Here is a 19,846-nt window from a genome sequence, read left to right as displayed (position 1 = left end):
AATTTTTGGTACCCGGCTTAAGGTACCAGACAATAAGAGCCGCCGTTTTTTATGATTTTTTGCGAAGCGGACATTCGGCAGGCAAAAGGGGACGGCAGCAATGCCCCCATTGTTGCCCGTGCCCCCCGGCATCACCTGTCGCGCAGCGCGGCCTCGGCGGCGGTGCGGATTGCGCGGATGTTATCGCCATAGGGGGCTGGGTTTTCCACGCTGCCGCCCCGGAACACCGCCGAGCCGGCGACCAGCACGTCGGCCCCTGCCGCCGCGACCAGCGGGGCGGTGTTCGGGTCGATCCCGCCATCGACCTGGATATGGATTGGGCGATCCCCCACCAGGGTGCGGGTGCGGCGCACCTTGTCGACCATCGCATGGGTGAATTTCTGCCCCCCGAAGCCCGGATTGATCGTCATCACCAGGATCATGTCGATATCGTCGAGGATATCCTCGATATGCGCGACCGGCGTGGTCATGTTCAACGCGACCCCGGCCTTGGCGCCAAGCGCGCGCACCGATTGAAGCGAGCGGTGCAGATGCGGCCCGGCCTCGGCATGGACGGTGATCATGTCCGAGCCGGCCTTGGCGAAGGCCTCGATATAGGGGTCGGCGGGGGCGATCATCAGGTGCACGTCCATGAAGGTTTTGACATGCGGGCGGATGGCGGCCACGACATTGGGTCCGATGGTCAGGTTGGGCACGAAATGGCCGTCCATCGGATCGACATGGATCCAGTCCGCACCCTCGGCCTCGACCGCGCGGATCTCGGCCCCGAGATTGGCGAAATCGGCGGACAGGATCGAGGGGGCGATCTTGATGCTGCGGTCGAATGTCATGCTGGCGCTCTCCTTGGTTTCACCCTTCATGCACCGGGGCGCGCTCAAGGTCCAGCCCGCCCTGAAACACCCGGCTGGGGCGGATATCGGCCTCGGTGATCAGGCTTAGTCCGGCTGCGTCCAGCGGCCCCGTATCGGCCTGGAACAGCCGGTTGGCCTGCCGCAGGCGCGCGCGATCAAGCGCATTGCGAATCGAGCGGGCATTGGCGAAATGCGGCTGCCGGCGGCGCAGCGCGATATATTCCGCCATCGCTTTGTGCCCTGCCGCGTCGAGGTGATAGTTTTGCGCGCCCAGCATCGTGTCGGCGATGCGGGCAAGTTCGGCATCGGTGTAGTCGGGAAAGTCGATGTGATGCGCGATGCGCGAGCGGAACCCCGGATTGGCCGAGAAGAAGCGATCCATCCGGTCGGCATATCCGGCCATGATGACGACCAGATCGTCCCGGTTGTTCTCCATGACCTGAAGCAGGATCTCGATCGCTTCCTGCCCGTAATCGCGTTCGTTGTCGGGGCGATAGAGGTAATAAGCCTCGTCGATGAACAGCACGCCGCCCATCGCTTTCTTGAGCACTTCTTTGGTCTTGGGTGCGGTATGGCCGATATACTGGCCCACCAGGTCGTCGCGCGTGACCGAGACGAGGTGCCCTTTGCGCACATAACCAAGCCGGTGCAGAAGCCCCGCCATCTTCAGCGCGACCGTTGTCTTGCCGGTGCCCGGATTGCCGGTGAACGACATGTGCAGCGTGGGCGTTTCATGGCAAAGCCCAAGCGCGCGGCGTGCGCGTTCCACCAGCAAGAGCGCCGCCGTTTCGCGGATGCGGTTCTTGACCGGGGCAAGGCCGATCAGTTCACGGTCCAGATCGTCCAGGATCTCGCGCACGCCCGAGGCTTCGTATTCGGCATGCAGATCCACGCTGGCGGCGGGCGGGGGGGCTTCGGCCGTGTCGCTGTCGATCGCGTTCATCGTCATCTCCTGCAAGGGAAGGGGGCCGCCCGGCAAGGCGGCCCGTTCGCTCAGCGGACCGCGTGGGTGTAGCGCAGCGCGCGACTGTCGACCTCGGTGCGAGTCATGCGGATTTCGGGCTCTTTCGCGGGGCGGTTGACGATGAAGCTCATCGTCACCGTCTCGAAGCCGCGGGTGCTGTCGAAGGCGTTTAGGCGGATATAGGCCTCGGGATGTGCCTTGCGGCATTCCGCCAGTTCCATCAGCACCCCCTTGGCATCCCTGAGGTCGAACATTGGGTGGCCCCACATGTCCCAGTAGGTGTTGCGCGGATGGGGATCATAGGTGAACTCGATCCCCACCGCCCAATCGCGCGACAGGCAGTAGTCGACCTGCGCGGTGATCTGCACGTCATCCAGATCGGGCAGGAAGGAAAAGCAGCCTTGGGTGATACGCATTGCTTGGATCTCCTTTACGAAACGGACGCGGTCGGAACGAAGTCCGAGGTGTCGGTGGAGGCATAGTTGAAGGTGATGTTGCCCCAGGTATCGAGCGCGGCCTCGAGCGGTTTGCACCACTTGGCGGCCGTACGCAGGATTTCGGGGCCTTCGGTCTTGATGTCGCGGCCTTCATTGCGCGCCAGCACCATCGCTTCCAGCGCGACGCGGTTCGCGGTGGCGCCGGCCTGGATGCCCATCGGGTGCCCGATCGTTCCGCCGCCGAACTGCAACACGACATCGTCGCCAAAGAGATCCAGAAGCTGGTGCATCTGGCCTGCGTGAATCCCTCCAGAGGCGACCGGCATGACCTTCCGCAAATCGGCCCAGTCCTGCTCGAAGAACAGCCCGCGCGGCAGGTCGACCGCGTTCACGTTCTCGCGGCAGACATTGTAGAAGCCCTGCACGGTCAGCGGATCGCCCTCCAGCTTGCCGACGGCGGTGCCGCAATGCAGATGGTCAACCCCCGCCAGCCGCAACCATTTGGCGATGACGCGGAAGCTGATGCCGTGGTTCTTCTGGCGGGTATAGGTGCCGTGGCCCGCGCGGTGCATGTGCAAGATCATGTCGTTCCGGCGGCACCATTCCGCGATCGACTGGATCGCGGTCCAGCCCACGATCAGATCGACCATGACGATGACCGAGCCGAGTTCCTTGGCAAATTCTGCACGGGCATACATCTCTTCCATCGTGCCGGCGGTGATGTTGAGGTAATGGCCCTTCACCTCGCCCGATTGGGCCGAGGCGTTGTTGACGGCCTCCATCACATAGAGGAAACGGTCGCGCCAGTGCATGAAGGGTTGCGAGTTGATGTTCTCGTCATCCTTCATGAAGTCGAGACCGCCCTTGAGGCCCTCATAGACCACGCGGCCATAGTTTTTGCCCGAGAGGCCGAGCTTGGGCTTCGTCGTCGCGCCAAGAAGGGGGCGGCCGAACTTGTCGAGGCGTTCACGCTCGACCACGATGCCGGTGGGCGGGCCGCGGAAAGTCTTGCAATAGGCCACGGGCAGGCGCATGTCCTCCAGCCGGGCGGCCTTCAAAGGTTTGAAGGAAAAGACGTTTCCGATGATCGAGGCGGTCAGGTTCGCGATCGAGCCTTCCTCGAACAGGATCAGGTCATAGGCGACATAGCAGAAATACTGCCCCGGTGTGCCCGGCACGGGTTCGACCTTGTAGGCCTTGGCGCGATACTGGTCGCAGGCGGTCAGCCGGTCGGTCCAGACCACGGTCCATGTGGCGGTAGAGCTTTCACCCGCCACGGCCGCCGCCGCCTCGATCGGGTCGACACCCTCTTGCGGGGTGATGCGGAACAGCGCCAGAAGGTCGGTGTCCTTCGGTTCGTAATCGCCATCCCAGTATCCCATCTGGGCGTATTTCAGGACGCCGGCCTTGTAGCGTTCCTTGCCCTTGATCTCGACATTCTTGTTCATCTGTCTCTCCTTTCAGGCAGCGCGCACCGCAGGCGCCGGGTTGAGGGCGCCGCTGGCGTAGCGGCGGGCCATGTCGTCCATTGCAATGACTTTGATGCCGGATGCCCGCCCGGCGGTGCCGAAGCGTTCGAACCGGTCGCGGCACAACGTCTCCAGCTCGGCCATGGCGGGAATGAGGAACTTGCGCGGGTCGAATTCCTGCGGCGTCTCGGCTGCGACCTTGCGGAACTGGCCGGTCATCGCCATGCGGCAATCGGTGTCGATATTGACCTTGCGCACGCCCATGCGGATGCCGCGCTCGACTTCCTCGACGGGGACACCATAGGTCTGGGGCATTTCCCCGCCATATCGGTTGATGAGATCCTGAAGGTATTGCGGTACCGAGGACGAGCCATGCATCACCAAGTGCGTGTCAGGCAGCTTTTCATGAATGGCGCGGATGGTCGCCATCGACAGGATTTCCCCATCGGGCTTGCGCGAGAACTTGTAGGCCCCGTGCGAGGTGCCGCAGGCGATGGCAAGTGCGTCGCAGCCGGTCTGCGTCACGAAATCCACAGCCTGGTCGGGATCGGTCAGAAGCTGGTCGTGGCTTAGCTTGCCCTCGGCGCCCGAGCCGTCCTCGGCGGCGGCCTCGCCGGTCTCGAGGCTGCCCAGAACGCCCAGCTCTCCCTCGACCGAGGCGCCGACGGCATGGGCGGCGGCGGTCACCCGGCGGGTGATGTCTACGTTGTAGTCATAGCTGGCGGGCGTCTTCATATCTTCCCTGAGTGAGCCGTCCATCATCACGCTGGTAAAGCCGTGCCGGATGGCGGAAAGACAGGTGGCCTCGTTGTTGCCGTGGTCCTGATGCAGCACGACGGGGATGTCGGGGTTCATCTCGGCAAGCGCCTGGACCATGTGGCGCAGCATGATGTCGCCCGCATAGGACCGCGCCCCGCGCGAGGCCTGAAGGATCACCGGCGCATCGCAGGCCGCCGCCGCCTTCATGATGGCAAGCCCCTGTTCCATGTTGTTGATGTTGAAGGCTGGCACGCCGTAGCCGTGTTCCGCGGCGTGATCGAGAAGTTGTCTTAGGGTGATAAGCGCCATTCCGGCCTCCTTCATATCTGCTGTCACGCCGCATTTCGTGCAACACTTTTTGTAGATATTTCAATTTATTGCGTCGGCTTTTTCACGTTGCTCCGCAGGCGCGGACAACTTGCCCATCGCAACGGCCGTATCGGCCATGCGGTTGGAAAAGCCCCACTCGTTGTCATACCAGCTGAGGATCCGGCACATTCGCCCGTCCATCACCTTGGTCTGGTCCATGTGGAAGACGGAGGAATGCGGATCGTGGTTGAAATCCATCGAGACGTTGGGTCGTTCGGTATAGCTCAGGATGCCCTTCAGCGCGCCATTGGCGGCCCCCCAGATCGCGCCGTTGATCTCGTCCGCGGTGGTGTCGCGCGCCGCCTCGAAGACCAGATCGACGACCGAGACATTGGGCGTGGGCACGCGGATCGCCACGCCGTCCAGCCGCCCCTTCAACTCGGGCAGCACGAGACCGACGGCCTTCGCAGCGCCGGTCGAGGTGGGGATCATCGAAAGCCCCGCTGCCCGCGCCCGGTAAAGATCCTTGTGCACCGTATCCAACGTGGGCTGGTCGCCGGTATAGCTGTGGATGGTGGTCATGAAGCCCCTGGTGATGCCGATGGCATCGTTCAGAACCTTGGCCACGGGCGACAGGCAATTGGTGGTACAGGAAGCGTTCGAGACGATCAGATCGTCGCGTGTCAGCGTGCCATGGTTCACGCCGTAGACCACGGTCTTGTCGGCGCCTTGCGCCGGGGCCGAGACCAGAACGCGCTTTGACCCATTCCCAAGATGCCGCGCGGCCTTGTCGCGCGCGGTGAAGATGCCGGTGCATTCCAGTGCGACATCCACCCCTTGCCAAGGCAGATCCTTCGGGTCGCGGATTGCCGTCACCGCGATGGGGCCGCGCCCCACGTCGATCGAGGTTTCGGAGCTCGTCACTTCGGCGGGAAAGCGGCCATGCACGCTATCGAAACGCAGCAGGTGGGCGTTCGTCTCGACCGGGCCGAGATCATTGATCGCCACCACCTCGATATCGGTGCGTCCCGATTCCACGATGGCGCGCAGCACGTTGCGTCCGATACGGCCAAAGCCGTTGATGGCAACCCTGACTGTCATTTCTTCTCCTCAGATCAGCGATTTGACCTTGGCGGCGACCGCCTCGGGGGTGATGCCGAAATGGCGGTAAAGCGCGGGGGCCGGGGCCGAGGCGCCGAAACCCTCCATGCCGATGAAAGCGTCCTGTGGACGCAGGAAGAGATCCCAGCCCTGGCGGATCGCGGCCTCGATGCCGATGCGGGGAACCTCACCGAGGATCGCGGCACGTTCGGGGGCCGGGCGCGCGGCGAACAGTTCGAACGCCGGGGCAGAGACGACCGCCGCCTCGATCCCCTCGGCAGCCAGTATCCCGGCGGCGGCAAGCGCGATCTCGACCTCCGAGCCGGTTGCGATCAGTGTGGCGTCGCGCCGTGCGGGATCGCGCAGAAGATAGGCGCCCTCGGCCACGCGGTTCGCCTCGACATGTTCGCACCGCACCGTCGGCAGGGCCTGCCGGGACAGGATCAGCATCACCGGCGTGGTGCGCGCCTGCATCGCCAGTTCCCAGGCCTCGGCAGTCTCGACTGCGTCGGCAGGGCGGATCACCGTCAGGTTGGGGATTGCGCGCAGGCTGGCAAGATGCTCGACCGGCTGATGCGTGGGGCCGTCTTCACCAAGGCCGATCGAGTCATGTGTCATGACATAGCTGACCGGCACCCCCATCAATGCCGAAAGCCGGATCGCGGGCCGGCAGTAATCGGCAAAGGCCAGGAAAGTGCCGCCATAGGGCCGGAAAAGCCCATGCAGCGCGATCCCGTTCATTGCCGCCGCCATGCCGTGTTCGCGGATGCCGTAGTGGATATAGCGGCCCGAGAAATCATCGCGCGTGATGGTGTTCATGCCCTTCGTGCGCGTCAGGTTGGAGCCGGTCAGATCGGCCGAGCCCCCGATCGTGTAGGGCAGGGCGCCATTGACCACACCAAGCGCCATTTCGCTTGCCTTTCGGGTGGCGAGCTTGGGGCGCGTGGCCGAGAGTTCGGCCTTGTAGGCGCGGATCGCGGGGCCAAGCGGCGCGCTGTCGCCCGCAAGGGCCGAGTCATGCGCGACCCGTTGGTCGGATGTGGCGTGCAAGGCCTCCCATGCGGCGCGTGCGTCGGCCCCACGCCGGGCCGCGGCGGCCCAGTCTGCGCGTATATCGGGCGGGATCACGAAAGGCGGGTGGGGCCAGTCGAGCGCCGCGCGGGCGCGGGCGATTTCCTCTGGGCCGAGCGGTGCACCATGCACATCGTGCCCGCCCTGCTTGGTCGGGGCGCCGCGGCCGATGATCGTGCGGCAGGCGATAAGCGAGGGGCGCGGATCGGCCCGCGCCGCGGTGATCGCGTCGGCGATCTCATCGGGAGCGTGGCCATCGACACCCAGGACATGCCAGCCCGCAGCGGCAAAGCGCGCGCGCTGATCGGTCGAGGTGGAAAGTGCAGTGCCGCCGTCGATGGTGATGCCGTTATCGTCCCACAGCACGATCAGCCGGCCAAGGCCCAGATGGCCGGCCATATCGATCGCCTCGTGGCTGATGCCCTCCATCAAGCAGCCGTCGCCCGCGATGACATAGGTGAAATGATCGCAGAGCGCGCCGAACCGGGCATGGCCGAGGCGTTCGGCGATCGCCATGCCGACAGCGGTGGCGATGCCCTGTCCAAGCGCGCCGGTGGTTACCTCGATGCCGCCGGCATGGCCGTATTCGGGGTGGCCTGCGGTGCGGCTGCCAAGCTGGCGGAAGATGCGGATCTGGTCCATGCCCATGTCTTCGAAACCCAGCAGGTGATGCAGCCCGTAAAGCAACATCGAGCCATGCCCGGCCGACAGGATGAAGCGGTCGCGGTTGGGCCAGGCGGGGGTGGCGGGGTCGATATTGACGAAGCGGTTGAAAAGCACCGTCGCCACATCGGCCATGCCCATGGGCATGCCGGGATGCCCTGAATTCGCGGCCTCGACCGCATCCATTGCAAGCACGCGCAGGGCGTTTGCCATCCGGGTTTCGCTGTCAAGGACGATATCCTTCATGCTTTTCCTCATGCCCGCCGGGCGTCACGGACCAGCCGCTCGATCAGCGGGGTCAGGATTAGTTGCATGGCCAGATCGAGTTTCGGGCCGGGAACCACGATCGAGTTCGCCCGGCTCATCCACGAGCCGTCGATCATCGAGGTGAGATAGGGAAAGTCGATCCCGCGCGGGTTACGGAAACGGATGACCACAAGGCTTTCGTCGGCCGTCGGGATCCAGCGCGCGATGAACGGGTTCGACGTGTCGACAACCGGGACCCGCTGGAAGTTGATGTCCGTTTCGGTGAATTGCGGGCAGATGCAGTGCACATAGGCGTGCATCCGGCGCAGGATCGTATCGGTGACGGCCTCGGTCGAATAACCGCGGCTGGCGCGGTCTCGGTGGATCTTCTGTGTCCATTCGAGGTTGATGACCGGCACAACCCCGATCTTGAGATCGGCCAACTGCGCCAGGTTCACCTTGTCATTCACCACCGCGCCGTGCAGCCCCTCGTAGAACAGAAGGTCGGATCCTTCGGGGAAATCCTCCCATTCGGTAAAGCGGCCCGGCGCCACGCCGTAGCGTTCGGATTCGCGGTCGTCATGGACATAGTGGCGGGTGAAGCCGCGGCCTGTGGCGGCATAGCTGCGAAAGGTTTCCTCAAGCCGCTCAAGCTCATTCGCCTCATAGGAGAAATGCGAGAACGACTGGTCTCCGGCCGCGACCCGGCGGGCAAGTTCGTCCTTCATCGCGGCGCGATCGTAGCGGTGGAAGGCGTCGCCCTCGATCGAAACGGCGGTTACGCCCTCGCGGCGGAAGATCTGGTCGAAGGTGTGCTTGACGGTTGTCGTGCCCGCCCCGGAAGAGCCTGTGACCGAGATGATGGGGTGCTTCTTACTCATGCCTCAGCTCCTGAAAAGGCCACGTTTGCCGAAAAGTGCCGAGGTCTCCTCGGGCGGCATGTCGAAATAGCTTGCCACCCGCGCGACCTTGTCGGCCGAACCGAAGACAAAAGGCGTGCGGCTGTGAAGCGTGTCGGGCGTCAGGCTGAGAATGGGTTCGGACCCGTCAGTGGCCCCGCCGCCCGCCTGCTCGACCAGAAAGGCGATGGGCGCGCATTCATAGACATGGCGCAGCCGGCCGCGGGCATAGCCGGGGCGGATGTCGGCGGGATAAAGGAAGATGCCGCCGCGCATCAGGATGCGATGCGTCTCGGCCACCAGCGAGGCGATCCAGCGCATGTTGAAGTTGCGCCCGCGGGGCCCCTCGGCGCCGGCCACGCAATCGTCGATATAGGCGCGCACGGGGGCGGGCCAGTGCCGGTAGTTCGAGGTATTGATCGCATATTCCGAAGAAACCGGGGCAATACGGACATCCTCGCGGATCAGGCGAAAGCCGTGGGTGGTAGGGTCCAGCACATAGACCTTTACGCCCGTGCCCCAACTCAACACGAAGGCACATTGCGGGCCGTAGATGATATAACCCGCCGCGACCTGTTCGCGGGCCGGACGCAGGAAGCTTTCCGAAGGCCCCTCGGCGGCCTCGAAAACCGAGAAGATCGTGCCGATCGAGACATTGACCGCGATGTTCGACGATCCGTCGAGCGGGTCGATCGCAAGCGCAAGGTTGCCTTCGGGATTGGCCTCGGCGATCTCCTCGCGCTCTTCCGAAGCGTAGTGGCGCACCGCGCTGTCCCTCAGCGTGTCGAAGAACATCTCGTCCGCGATCAGGTCTAGCGCCTTCTGTCCGTCACCGTCGCTATTGGTGCCGCAGGCTGCGGCAAGGTCGGTTTCGATCCCATTCGACTGGATCATCCGGGCAAGTTCGGCGCCCACGCGGGCGATCCGCTCGAAGACCTGCGCAAGGGCGGGGGGCGCATCGGGTATCTGGATGAAGGGGCGATCCGCCATCAGCATGCTGTCTCCTCCCAAAGACGATGCAGAGACCTTGCGCCGGACTGGATTTCATGAAAATTAAATAATTCAGAATATGTATTAGAGAAAATCTAAGTAGATGCGATCAGATGCCATCACGCTTCGCCAGCTGCGTGCCCTTCTTGCCGTGGACCGCCATGGCTCCCTGACGGCTGCGGCTGCAGAAATCGGCCTGACGGTTCCGGCAATTCATTCGCAGGTCAAGGGGTTGGAGGCGGTCTTGGATTGTTCGCTCGTGCGGCGAAAATCGGACAATGCCGGATCGGAACTTACGGCAGAGGGCCGCGCGGTGCTGGATGCCGCTGGCCGGATCGAGGGCATTTTGTCGCAGTGCATGACCGAGGTGCAGGCGATTGCGCGCGGCTTTAACGGCCGCGTTACGCTTGGCGTGGTCTCGACCGGCAAGTATTTCGGGCCTTGGCTGGTGAAGATGCTGCATCAGCGCTGCCCGGAAACCGAGATCGCGCTGCGGGTCGGGAATCGTGAAACGATTATCGCTGGGTTGGACCGAGGCACGCTGGACCTGGCCATCATGGGCCGCCCCCCGCGCCACCCGCCGGTCGAGGCACAGGCCCTTGGCGCCCATCCGCATGGCCTTCTGGTCGCGCCCGATCATCCCTTGGCCGACGGGGGGCGGGCCGATATCGACCGGCTTCTCGAAAACGTCTTCCTGTCGCGCGAAGAGGGCTCGGGCACGCGCATCCTGATGACGCGTTATCTTGACCGCATCGGTGAGGGGCGTGTCGTCGATTTCCTGGAAATGGATTCGAACGAGACGATCAAACAGGCCGCGATGGCGGGGCTGGGCGTGGCGTTTCTAAGCCTTCACACGGTTACCGAAGAGTTGGCGAGCGGTCGCCTTGTCCGCGTGAACCTGCCCGATCTGCCCATCATCCGGCAGTGGTTTCTGGTGCAGCCCGCCGGGCGCGAGGCCCGCGCCGTCGTCGGGCGCTTGCGCGATCATATCCTTGCGCTGAACGGGGCCTATCTGCCCAGGCTGGACTAGCGCGGCATCCGGTCCCTCGCGCGCTCTAGCGCGCTCAGGACCGCGCGTTCGGAATGGCGCAGGTATTCGTCCAGCCGTCTGACCGCGTTCGGGCCATCGCCGGCCTCCAGTGCCGTCAGCAGCGACTGGTTCAAGTCGACATAGGCGTCGTGCAGATGGGCGGTATCGTCAAGCTGGCCGAAGACAAGGCGCAGCTCGGCCAGGATCAGCGCGAATGCGGCGTCCAGGCGCGGGCTGTCGCACAGCCCCACCATCGCGCGGTGAAACTCCATGTTCAGCGTGCCGACCGCGCGCCAGTCGTCCCGGCCGCGCGCGTCATGGGCCTGATCGGACAGCGCGCGCATGCGGCCGAGGGCGGGATGGCCGCGCGTCGCGGCGCGCACCGCGCCATGCTGGATCACCGCCCGTGCGCGGTAGATGTCGACCACGTCGGCCGCATCGGGGGCCGCGACGAAAACCCCGCGGTTGGGGATATGCCTCACAAGGCCCTGGCTGGAGAGCAGCCGGAACACCTCGCGCAGGGTGTTGCGGGAAATGCCGAACCGCGCGGCGGCCTGATGCTCGGACAGCTTCTCGCCCGGCGTGAACTCGCCCGCGATCAGCAGGCCATGCATGTGGCGCGCCACCGCTTCGGCGCGGGAGGGTTCTGCGGATAGGGCCGTTTCATGTGTCATCGCCGCCTCAGGCAGTTCAATATTGTTGAACAATATAACTTATGTTATCCAACAATAAAACTATCCGGGGGGAGTCTCCATGGCAAGCATCGACCTCAACAGCGATCTGGGCGAAAGCTTTGGCCCCTGGCCCATGGGGGATGATGCGGCGCTTCTGGCAATCGTCACCTCGGCCAATGTCGCCTGCGGCTTTCACGCGGGCGATCCCGCGGGCATCCTGCGCACCCTGCACGAGGCGGCACGGCGCGGCATCGCGGTGGGGGCGCATGTCGGCTATCGTGACCTTGCGGGCTTTGGACGGCGCAACATGGACCCATCGAGCGAGGAGCTGGTGGGCGACACGATCTACCAGATCGGCGCCTTGCAGGGGCTGGCGCGCGCGGCGGGCACGCAGGTGCGCTATGTCAAGCCGCATGGCGCGCTTTACAATACCATCGCGCAGGATGCGCGCCAGGCGGCCGACGTGATCGCGGCGATCCGCGCCGTCGATCCGTCGCTTGTGCTGATGGGGCTGGCCGGGGCGCCGATCCTTGCACAGGCCCGCGCCGCCGGTCTGCGCGTCGTCGCCGAGGCCTTTGCCGATCGCGCCTACAACCCCGATGGCAGCCTTGTCAGCCGCAGCCTTCCGGGCGCGGTGCTGCATGATCCCGAAGCCATCGCCGCGCGCGTGATCCGCCTTGCGACCGAGGGCCGCGTGACCGCGATCGACGGCAGCGAGATCAGCATCGAGGCGCAATCGGTCTGCGTGCACGGCGACACGCCCGAGGCGGTGGAAATCGCGCAGGCCCTGCGCGACAGGCTGGTCGGGCAGGGGATCGCGCTGGAACCCTTTGTGAACGGCTAGGGCGCGGCTGCTGCCGCACCGCGCAGGAAAACGAAACGGAGACCCGATGAAGCCCGCCCCCATGACGCCCGTCCCCGCCGATGCCGAGGCCCGCCGCCGGGCCGCCCCGGTGATCTGCTACCCGGTCGAGACCCTCCCGCGCCCCGACCTGGCCACTTATCGCGCCCTGCGTGCAGGGCTGGAGCGGGTCGAGGCCATCACCGTTCCTCCGCGCGATGCCGCGACCTGGACGGTGCCCGCGGGGCATTTCTTCCGCATCCTGTGCAGCGAAGGCCCGCAGGTCGGCGATCTGAACCTGTTCAATGCCCGAAACCTTGATGAGCGGCTTTATACCGGCAAGACCCGCGCGCTGAACGGAACCCATCTTGGCACGGGGGATCAGCTTTTCTCGAACTTTCCCTATCTGCGCCCGATGGCCACGATCACGCATGACACGCTGGACTGGTATGGGTTCGATGCGTTCGGCGGTGCGGTCCATGACGTGATCGGCACGCGCTGCGACCCCTATACCCACAACCTTCTCAGCCATGGCGGGCAGTATCACCACTGCTGCCACTCGAACCTGACGCGGGCGCTTGCGCAGGCCACGGGCCTGCCGCTGCAAGAGGCCGAACCCCATGTGCATGACGTGCTGAATGTCTTCATGTGCACGGGCTTCACCCGCGATACGGGACAGTATTTCATGAAGGCCAGCCCCGTCCGGCCCGGCGATTACCTTGAGTTCTTTGCCGAGATCGACCTGCTTGGGTGCCTGTCGGCCTGCCCGGGGGGCGATTGCTCGGCGCAGCATTCCTCGGACGTGGCGGCGTGCCACCCGCTTCGGGTCGAGGTCTTTCGTCCGCGCGGGCTGCCCGAAGGCTGGCAGCCGCCCGCGCCGAACGGCTATGACCGTTCGCACGGGTAGCGCGGGCGCGCGGAACTAGCGCGCCGCGGCAAGGATTTCCGAAACGCCCTCGGGCGTCAGGGGGACAGGGTTTCCCCCGGCACAGGGGTCGCGCAGCGCGTCGCGGATCAGGCCTTCAAGATCGTCCGTCGGGATTCTGACGCCCATGGCCGACAGCGTGGCGGGCATGCCGATACGGGCGGCAAGGCCCTCGATCCACTCTTGCACTGCAAGGCCAGGATCCGCGCCCGGCAGTTCCAGCCAATGGGCCAGCAGGGCCATCTGCCGGCCCACCGCCCCCATGTTGAAGCGCAGCACATGCGGCATCAGAACGGCGTTGAGCATGCCGTGATGCGCATCATAGCGTGCACCAAGCGGATGGGCGATCGCATGAACCGCGCCAAGGCCCTTTTGCAACGCCGTGCAGGCCATGGCCGAGGCGACAAGCATGTTCGAGCGCGCCTCGAGGTTTTCCGGCTCGGCATGGGCTACGGGCAGGGCATCGCGGATCATCCGCAGCGCGGTCAGCGCAAGCCCGTCGGCCATCGGATGATACCCCGGCGCGTATAGCGCCTCGAGCGCGTGGGACAGCGCGTCCATTCCCGTTGCCGCCGTCAGCACCGGCGGCAGGCCGACCGTTACCAGCGGATCGAGGATCACCAGTTCGGGCAGCATCCGGGGATGGAAGATGATCGCCTTGCGATGCGCGGGCCCTGCGGTATCGGTGATGACCGAAGAGCGCCCGAATTCGGACCCGGTGCCCGCGGTTGTCGGCACTGCGATGACGGGCAGCATGGCCGCCACATCTGCCCGACGCCAGTTTTCTCCGATATCCTCGAAATCGAGGATCGGGCGGGTTTGCCCGGCCATCAGCGCGATGGCCTTGGCTGCATCCATGGCCGAGCCGCCGCCAATGGCGATAACGCTGTCATGCCCGCCAGCCCTCAGCGCCGCGACGCCTTCGGCGACGTTGCCGGTGGTCGGGTTGGGTTGCACCGCGCTGAAAGACCCGTGCGGCAGGCCGGCTGTCGTCAGGGCCGCGCCTGCCGCGCGCAGGATGTCCGAGGCGGCAAGTCCGCGATCGGTCACCACAAGCGGCCGTGCCGCGCCGATCTCGGCCAGGGCGGCGGGAAGCTGTGACAACCGCCCGGCCCCGAACCACACCAGGGTCGGAAAGCTCCAGCGGCTTTGCAGATCGTTCCAGTCAGTCGCGGCGGGCATTGGCGGCTCCATTTGCGGGGCGGGCCGGGGCAGACCCGACCACGGGTTCAAGATCGCGCGCAAGCGCGAGCAGTGCAGTGTCGTGATAGGGATGCGTCGCAAGCTGAAGGCCGACTGGCAACCCCGGGGTAGCAAGCGGCAGGCTGATCGCGGGGCAGGGGGCGAAAAGGTTGAACGGGCAGGTCATGTCCAACCCGTCATAGCGCCCGTCGGGCAGGCTGACGTCGTGCTGCCTGTCACGGTCGGCGACAAGCGGCGCGGGCTTGGCACAGGTGGGGCAGAGAAAGCCGTCCATGCCGCTCATGACCTGCGCGAAATCATGCCAGAACCGGCTACGCTCGTATTCGAGGCGCTTGTAACGGATTGCGCCCATACCGTCGGCAGCCTCGATCAGGGCGACAAGGTCGGGGTCCATGCGGCCGCGATATTCGGGCAGCAGATCGCCCCATGCGGCGGCAAGGGCCACCGACCACAGCTCGCTCCACAGATCGTTGAGGCGGCGTGACCAGGGCAGGGTCACGGGTACCACCTCGGCACCGGCCGCGCGGATGCGGGCGATGGCGGCCTCGGTTGCCTGGGCGACCTCGGGGGCGATGGCGTAATAACCCAGATCAAGGGAATAGGCGAAGCGCTTGCCCCGCAATCCGGGCGGCGGGGCTGGCGCCGCCTCGGGCGGCCGGGACAGGATATCGGCGGGATCCTGACCCTCGACCGCGCGCAGAAACAATGCGGCATCCTCGACCGTCAGGGCCAGCGGGCCGAAATGGGACATGTCGTCGAAGACGGTGGGAAGGATGTCCATCGGGATGCGGCCAAGGCCGGGCTTTAGCCCCACCACGCCCGAGAGCGCGGCCGGGATACGGATCGAGCCGCCCATATCCGTGCCCTCGGCGAGCGGCACGCAGCCGCTTGCCACCGCCGCGGCCGCCCCGCCCGACGATCCGCCGCAAGAGCGGGCGGGATCGTGCGGATTGCGGGTGATCCCCCATCGCGGGCTTTGGGTAAAGCTGGAATAGGCGAATTCCGGCGTCGTGGTCTTGCCCACGATGATCGCCCCTGCGGCCTTCAGCCTGCGCACGATGACGGGATCATGCGTGCCCGGCGCGTCGCTGATCGCCCAGGATCCGCGTGTGGCGGGGTGTCCGGCGCTTGGCGTGAAATCCTTGATCGCCACGGGCACGCCGCAAAGCGGCCCCGGCGGGGCACCCGCGGCAAGGGCGCGGTCAAGCGCGCGCGCGGTCTCGGTGGCCTCATCGGCAAGAATCACCGTGAAGGGGTTGAGCACGGGCTGAACCTCTTGCATCCGGCGCAGCGCGTGGCGCACCCGCTTTTCGGCGCTGATGCGGCGCGCGGCCACGGCGGCGGCGGTTTCTCTGGCCGACATCTGCGGCGCGACAAGTCCGCTCATGCCGCGTCGTCCGCCGCACCCGCCAGCCGCCTGCGGGCGGCGCGCCTGCGCAGACGGTCCACCGCGAAAATCAGCACAAGGGCGGGCAGGAAGGTCAGCGTGGCCAGTGCCGGATAGATCGGCGAGGATCCCACGGCGATGCCGCTGAACACATAGGTCGGCAACGTCCGGGCCGAGCCCGACAGGCTGTATGTGATGTAGAAATTGCCCCACGACAGGAGGAAGGCAAAGGTCGCCGCCGAGAAGATGCCCGGCCAGATCAGCGGCAGCGTCACCTCGCGCAGGATCTGCCAGCGGCTCGCGCCGGCATCCTCGGCCGCGTATTCGAGTGTTTCGTCAAAGCCGTGCATCTGGACCGAGATAATCACGATGCAGAAGGGCGTGATGTAGACGACATGCCCGATGACCGCCGACCAGAGGCCGGGCGAAAAGTTCAGCCAGCCCGCCAGAACGGAAAACCACAGCAGCATCACGACGCCAAGAAGAAGCTGCGGAAAGAGAAGCGGCGCGAAGGTCAGAACCCGCACCGCCCATTGAAAGCGGAAACGATAGCGGATCCAGGCAAAGGCGCCGCCGATCCCGAACAGCGTAGCCAGAAGGGTGGTCGCCACGGCCAGCAGCGCCGAATTGCGCAGCGCGGCCCAGAAATCGCGGTCGGCCAGCAACTCTGCATACCAGCGCGTGCTGAAACCCGGTATCGGCCAAGACAGAAAGCGGCTTTCGGTGAAGGAAAACAGGATCAGCGTGGCAATCGGGATATAGAAGAACACCAGCACAAGAAGGACCGAGCCGTAAAGGACTACATCGGCCATGTGTTTTTCAAAACGGTCCATGCGCATCATGCCGCCCTCCGTGCCCGCAGGATCGCGACGCTGCCCGCGAGGGCCAGGACTGCTGCCCCGATCACGATCAGCACCACCGTCAGTGCCGCGCCAAGGGGCCAGTTCACCCGCGTCTCGAAGCTTTGCCGGATCAACTCCGCCGCCATGGGCGACGTGCCGCCACCCATCACCTTGGGTTCGAGAAAGACCCCGAGGCTCAGCACGAAAACAAGCACCGCGCCCGCAGAAATGCCCGGCCGCGACAGGGGCAGCGTCACCTCGAAGAAGCTGCGCACGTGCGAGGCGCCGGCATCGTAAGAGGCCAGCAGAAGATCCCGGTCGATCCGCGCCATCGACAATGCGGTGGTGAAGATCGCATAGGGCAGAAGGTTGTAGACCATTCCGATCATGGTGGCCGAGGGTGTAAAGAGCACGTTCACCGCGCTTGGCGGCAGGCCAAGGGCCTGAAGCGTACCGTTCAGCACGCCGGAACGATCGAGAAACAGCACCCAGCCGAAGGTTTTCAGCACCGCATCCGTAAGGAATGCAAAGACCATCAGCAACATGACATGTTCCGACCAGCGTCCCAGCCTGTTGACCATCGCATAGGCGATCGGGATCGCCAGAACCGCGCAGAGCAACGTGCAGATCAGTGCCATGGTCAGCGTGCGCCACATGATCTTCCAGTAATGCGCCTGACCGAAGACATCGGCCCAGACCTTGAGATCCCATGTCCAGATCAGCCGGTAATATTGCGTGCCCTGAAAGCTCAGAAGCACTGTCATGACCAGCGGGATCACGAAGAAGGTCGCAAACAGCAGCAGAAGCGGCAGCGTCGAGATCCGCAGGGCGGCATCACGCCAGCTTTTGTCCATGACCGCCATGGCTCAGCCCCTCACCACGAAGATGTCAGCGACCGAAAGCCCCAGCCGGACGGCCTCGCCGTTGCGCGCGGGCAGGACCGAGGTTCCGGGCATGTCCATGACGATTTCCGTGCCATCGCGCGTGGCGACGCGATACTGGATCGAGGCGCCCCGGATGAAATACTCGGCCACTTCGCCCTCGATCACGCATTCGGCGTCTTCGCCGGGCGCCAGAAGGCGCAGCATCTCGGGGCGGATCATCACGAGCGCCGCGCCGTTTTCCGCGCCCGGTGCGACCTGCTGTGCGTGAAGCTGCGGCTGTGCGCAGGACAATGTGGCACAATCGAAGGTGAACCCGTCCTGCGCCGGCGAAAGGCGGGCGGGAAGAAGGTTGGTATCGCCGATGAAGGACGCGACGAAGGCGTCGGCGGGGCGATAATAGATCTCGGCAGGGGCGCCAAGCTGGATGATCTCTCCGGCGCGCATTACGCAGATGCGGTCGGCCAGCATCATCGCTTCTTCGAGGTCGTGGGTGACGTGTACGAAGCTTGTGCCGACCTGCCGGTGCAGGCGCTTGAGTTCTGCCTGAAGCGATTTCTTGAGCTTGGCGTCAAGCGCGCTCATCGGTTCGTCAAGCAGCAGGACCTGGGGCTGCGACACCATCGAGCGGGCAAGCGCCACGCGCTGCTGTTCGCCGCCCGAAAGCTCGTGCGGGTAGCGGTTGAGATAGCTTTCCTTCAGATGCATCAGCTCAAGCATCCGGCGCACGGCGGCGTCGATCTCGGGTTTGGGTCGCTTGGCAAGGTGCAGCGGAAAGCCGATATTCTGCGCCACCGTCTTGTGCGGGAACAGCGCGAGTTTCTGGAACACCATGCGGGTGGGGCGCTCGGAAGCGGGAACACCCGCCATGTCGCGCCCGTCGATCATCAGGCTGCCGCCAGAAAGATCCTCGAACCCGGCAAGGATTTTCAGCAGCGAGGTCTTGCCGCATCCGGACGGTCCGACCAGCGCAAGGAACTCTCCGGTGGCCACGGAAAGCGACATGTTCTTCAGCGCCCTGTAGGTGCCGTAGTATTTCTCGATCCCGGTGGCTTCGATAATCTGGGAAGGCAATTGCATTCGTCCCTTCAGGGCGGAAGCGGCCGCCGGGCCGCCTCCGCAAGGCTTCTGTCTGGCGCGCCTCAGCGTGCCGCCGCGAGTTCCTGCTGCCAGATTTCCAGCATCTGGTCGATGTTGGGCGCGACATCGTGGAAGTGGCTCTTGTCCCAGGCTTCCCACATGTAATCCATCTGAAGCACGTCCTTCTGCTCGTCCGAGAACAGCGCCTCGGCCTGTTGCGAGGGGACAAGGTTGCAGGTTGCTTCGGTCCAGGCCAGTTCCACCGCCACCTCGGGCGAGGTCAGGTGGCGCAACAGGGCCTTGGCCTTGGCCGGATCGACCGGATCCTTGACGATGCCGGTCGCCTCCATCCAGATGATGCCCTGGTTGAGGCCGTCCTTCGGCTCGGGCACGATCGACATGATGTGTTTCTGCCCGTCCTTGCGCAGGGCCGAGGTGCAATAGGTGCCGCCTCCGATCAGCGTGCGGAACGATCCGTCCATCAGCCCCTTCTGCGCCACCGAAAGATCGGCCACCACGGCGCGCGTATTCTTGAACAGCGCGCGCAGCACAAGGCGGATCTCGTTCAGTTCGGCATCGTCGAGTTCCTTGTAGGGGTTGATCCCGGCATAGAGCGCCATCGGCATGATCGGCCAGTCGCCCCAGTCCAGAACGCAGATCTTGTCCTTGTAGTCGGGGTCGAAGCAGGGCGCATAGCTCGACCATTTGTCCAGATCGTCGAACTGCGTGTTGACCGTCGGGCCGACCCAGCCCCAGCGGGTGGGCAGGCCGGTGATCTGGCCATCGAATTCCAGCGGTGCGAAGGGCGCGCGGAACTGCTCGTAGAAGCTGTCATAGACATCCGCGAATTCGCCGGCGTCGATGAATTCGGCAATCCCGGCCGGGCCCATGCGCTGGATCCACGGGCTGTCGCTCGAGACCGCGTCGAAATCGCGCCATGCGCCTGCGGCGAGCTTGGCGAAGCCGCCGGGGCTGTCGGTGATCAGGTCGATCGAGAGCGTCACGTCCTGCGCCGCCTCGAAGGGCTGGATGATGCTGGCCTTGTCGTAGCCTTCCCAGCACATGTATTGCATGGCGGTCGCGGCGCGCGCCTTGCGCGGCGTCAGCCCGGCCGCCCCCACGAGTCCCGCGGCCCCCATCCCCTGGAGGAAGCCGCGCCGGCTGGGCGAGAACATCGGAATTCCGTTTTTCTGAGTCATGAGTTTCTCCCGGTTGGTCTTGTTG

At 64.9% G+C, this 19,846-nt stretch carries 19 protein-coding genes; 3 read left to right on the top strand and 16 right to left on the bottom strand.

Annotation, left to right across the window (positions count from 1 at the left end; all coding sequences use genetic code 11):
- Nucleotides 1-131 precede the first annotated feature (131 nt).
- The 9 genes from rpe to AC4PTO_RS09130 are packed head-to-tail and all read right to left on the bottom strand — an operon-like array spanning nucleotide 132 to nucleotide 9,765.
- Nucleotides 132-830 carry a ribulose-phosphate 3-epimerase gene (rpe, locus tag AC4PTO_RS09170; RefSeq protein WP_492727904.1) on the bottom strand — a complete coding sequence of 233 codons (699 nt, stop codon included), beginning with the start codon at nucleotides 828-830 and terminating at the stop codon, nucleotides 132-134.
- Nucleotides 831-849: 19 nt separating this feature from the next.
- On the bottom strand, nucleotides 850-1,800 hold the full coding sequence (gene cbbX / locus AC4PTO_RS09165; protein ID WP_492727902.1) for a CbbX protein: 951 nt from the start codon (nucleotides 1,798-1,800) through the stop codon (nucleotides 850-852).
- 44 nt (nucleotides 1,801-1,844) lie between these two features.
- A complete protein-coding gene (locus AC4PTO_RS09160) occupies nucleotides 1,845-2,231 on the bottom strand; it encodes a ribulose bisphosphate carboxylase small subunit (protein WP_492727901.1) in 387 nt (128 codons plus the stop codon).
- Between the two features lie 14 nt (nucleotides 2,232-2,245).
- Entirely contained in the window at nucleotides 2,246-3,700 is a 1,455-nt protein-coding gene (locus AC4PTO_RS09155) for a form I ribulose bisphosphate carboxylase large subunit (protein ID WP_492727899.1), read from the bottom strand.
- Between the two features lie 12 nt (nucleotides 3,701-3,712).
- On the bottom strand, nucleotides 3,713-4,789 hold the full coding sequence (fba, locus tag AC4PTO_RS09150) for a class II fructose-bisphosphate aldolase (RefSeq protein ID WP_492727898.1): 1,077 nt from the start codon (nucleotides 4,787-4,789) through the stop codon (nucleotides 3,713-3,715).
- A 60-nt stretch (nucleotides 4,790-4,849) separates the two neighbouring features.
- Nucleotides 4,850-5,890 (bottom strand): type I glyceraldehyde-3-phosphate dehydrogenase, encoded by a 1,041-nt coding sequence (gene gap, locus AC4PTO_RS09145; protein ID WP_492727896.1) that lies wholly within the window; start codon nucleotides 5,888-5,890, stop codon nucleotides 4,850-4,852.
- 9 nt (nucleotides 5,891-5,899) lie between these two features.
- Nucleotides 5,900-7,870: a transketolase gene (gene tkt / locus AC4PTO_RS09140; RefSeq protein ID WP_492727894.1), complete on the bottom strand. Its 1,971-nt coding sequence runs from the start codon at nucleotides 7,868-7,870 to the stop codon at nucleotides 5,900-5,902.
- 8 nt (nucleotides 7,871-7,878) lie between these two features.
- Complete coding sequence (locus AC4PTO_RS09135) at nucleotides 7,879-8,751, bottom strand: phosphoribulokinase (protein ID WP_492727892.1); 873 nt, start codon at nucleotides 8,749-8,751, stop codon at nucleotides 7,879-7,881.
- A gap of 3 nt (nucleotides 8,752-8,754) precedes the next feature.
- Nucleotides 8,755-9,765 (bottom strand): class 1 fructose-bisphosphatase, encoded by a 1,011-nt coding sequence (locus AC4PTO_RS09130; RefSeq protein ID WP_492727890.1) that lies wholly within the window; start codon nucleotides 9,763-9,765, stop codon nucleotides 8,755-8,757.
- A gap of 97 nt (nucleotides 9,766-9,862) precedes the next feature.
- Between AC4PTO_RS09130 and cbbR the strand changes: the two genes are divergently transcribed.
- On the top strand, nucleotides 9,863-10,789 hold the full coding sequence (gene cbbR, locus AC4PTO_RS09125) for a LysR family regulator CbbR (RefSeq protein ID WP_492727888.1): 927 nt from the start codon (nucleotides 9,863-9,865) through the stop codon (nucleotides 10,787-10,789).
- Here the strand turns inward: cbbR and AC4PTO_RS09120 are convergent.
- Entirely contained in the window at nucleotides 10,786-11,463 is a 678-nt protein-coding gene (locus tag AC4PTO_RS09120) for a GntR family transcriptional regulator (protein WP_492727887.1), read from the bottom strand. The genes cbbR and AC4PTO_RS09120 overlap by 4 nt on opposite strands.
- Nucleotides 11,464-11,542: 79 nt before the next feature.
- Between AC4PTO_RS09120 and AC4PTO_RS09115 the strand changes: the two genes are divergently transcribed.
- Together AC4PTO_RS09115 and AC4PTO_RS09110 are read left to right on the top strand one after the other, a co-directional pair.
- Nucleotides 11,543-12,307, top strand: coding sequence for a LamB/YcsF family protein (locus AC4PTO_RS09115; protein WP_492727885.1), 765 nt, complete (start codon nucleotides 11,543-11,545; stop codon nucleotides 12,305-12,307).
- A gap of 46 nt (nucleotides 12,308-12,353) precedes the next feature.
- The gene (locus tag AC4PTO_RS09110; RefSeq protein WP_492727883.1) at nucleotides 12,354-13,211 is read left to right on the top strand and encodes an urea carboxylase-associated family protein; all 858 of its coding nucleotides are present in this window, start codon (nucleotides 12,354-12,356) and stop codon (nucleotides 13,209-13,211) included.
- 15 nt (nucleotides 13,212-13,226) lie between these two features.
- On the opposite strand, the gene AC4PTO_RS09105 is transcribed toward AC4PTO_RS09110, so the two are convergent.
- The 6 genes from AC4PTO_RS09105 to AC4PTO_RS09080 form a co-directional block, all read right to left on the bottom strand.
- Nucleotides 13,227-14,411: an iron-containing alcohol dehydrogenase gene (locus AC4PTO_RS09105; protein WP_492727881.1), complete on the bottom strand. Its 1,185-nt coding sequence runs from the start codon at nucleotides 14,409-14,411 to the stop codon at nucleotides 13,227-13,229.
- A complete protein-coding gene (locus tag AC4PTO_RS09100) occupies nucleotides 14,395-15,819 on the bottom strand; it encodes an amidase (RefSeq protein WP_492727879.1) in 1,425 nt (474 codons plus the stop codon). The genes AC4PTO_RS09105 and AC4PTO_RS09100 overlap by 17 nt, the downstream gene beginning before the upstream one ends.
- Nucleotides 15,816-16,631 carry an ABC transporter permease gene (locus AC4PTO_RS09095; protein ID WP_492727877.1) on the bottom strand — a complete coding sequence of 272 codons (816 nt, stop codon included), beginning with the start codon at nucleotides 16,629-16,631 and terminating at the stop codon, nucleotides 15,816-15,818. The genes AC4PTO_RS09100 and AC4PTO_RS09095 overlap by 4 nt, the downstream gene beginning before the upstream one ends.
- Nucleotides 16,632-16,657: 26 nt before the next feature.
- Nucleotides 16,658-17,524, bottom strand: coding sequence for an ABC transporter permease (locus AC4PTO_RS09090; protein WP_492727875.1), 867 nt, complete (start codon nucleotides 17,522-17,524; stop codon nucleotides 16,658-16,660).
- Between the two features lie 3 nt (nucleotides 17,525-17,527).
- Nucleotides 17,528-18,622: an ABC transporter ATP-binding protein gene (locus AC4PTO_RS09085; RefSeq protein WP_492727873.1), complete on the bottom strand. Its 1,095-nt coding sequence runs from the start codon at nucleotides 18,620-18,622 to the stop codon at nucleotides 17,528-17,530.
- Between the two features lie 62 nt (nucleotides 18,623-18,684).
- Entirely contained in the window at nucleotides 18,685-19,821 is a 1,137-nt protein-coding gene (locus tag AC4PTO_RS09080; protein WP_492727871.1) for an ABC transporter substrate-binding protein, read from the bottom strand.
- Between the last annotated feature and the right edge of the window lie 25 nt (nucleotides 19,822-19,846).

The organism is Rhodobacter maritimus (genome assembly GCF_058747975.1).
Note: the sequence above shows the minus strand (reverse complement) of the source record. Positions and strands in the feature narration are given on the sequence as shown.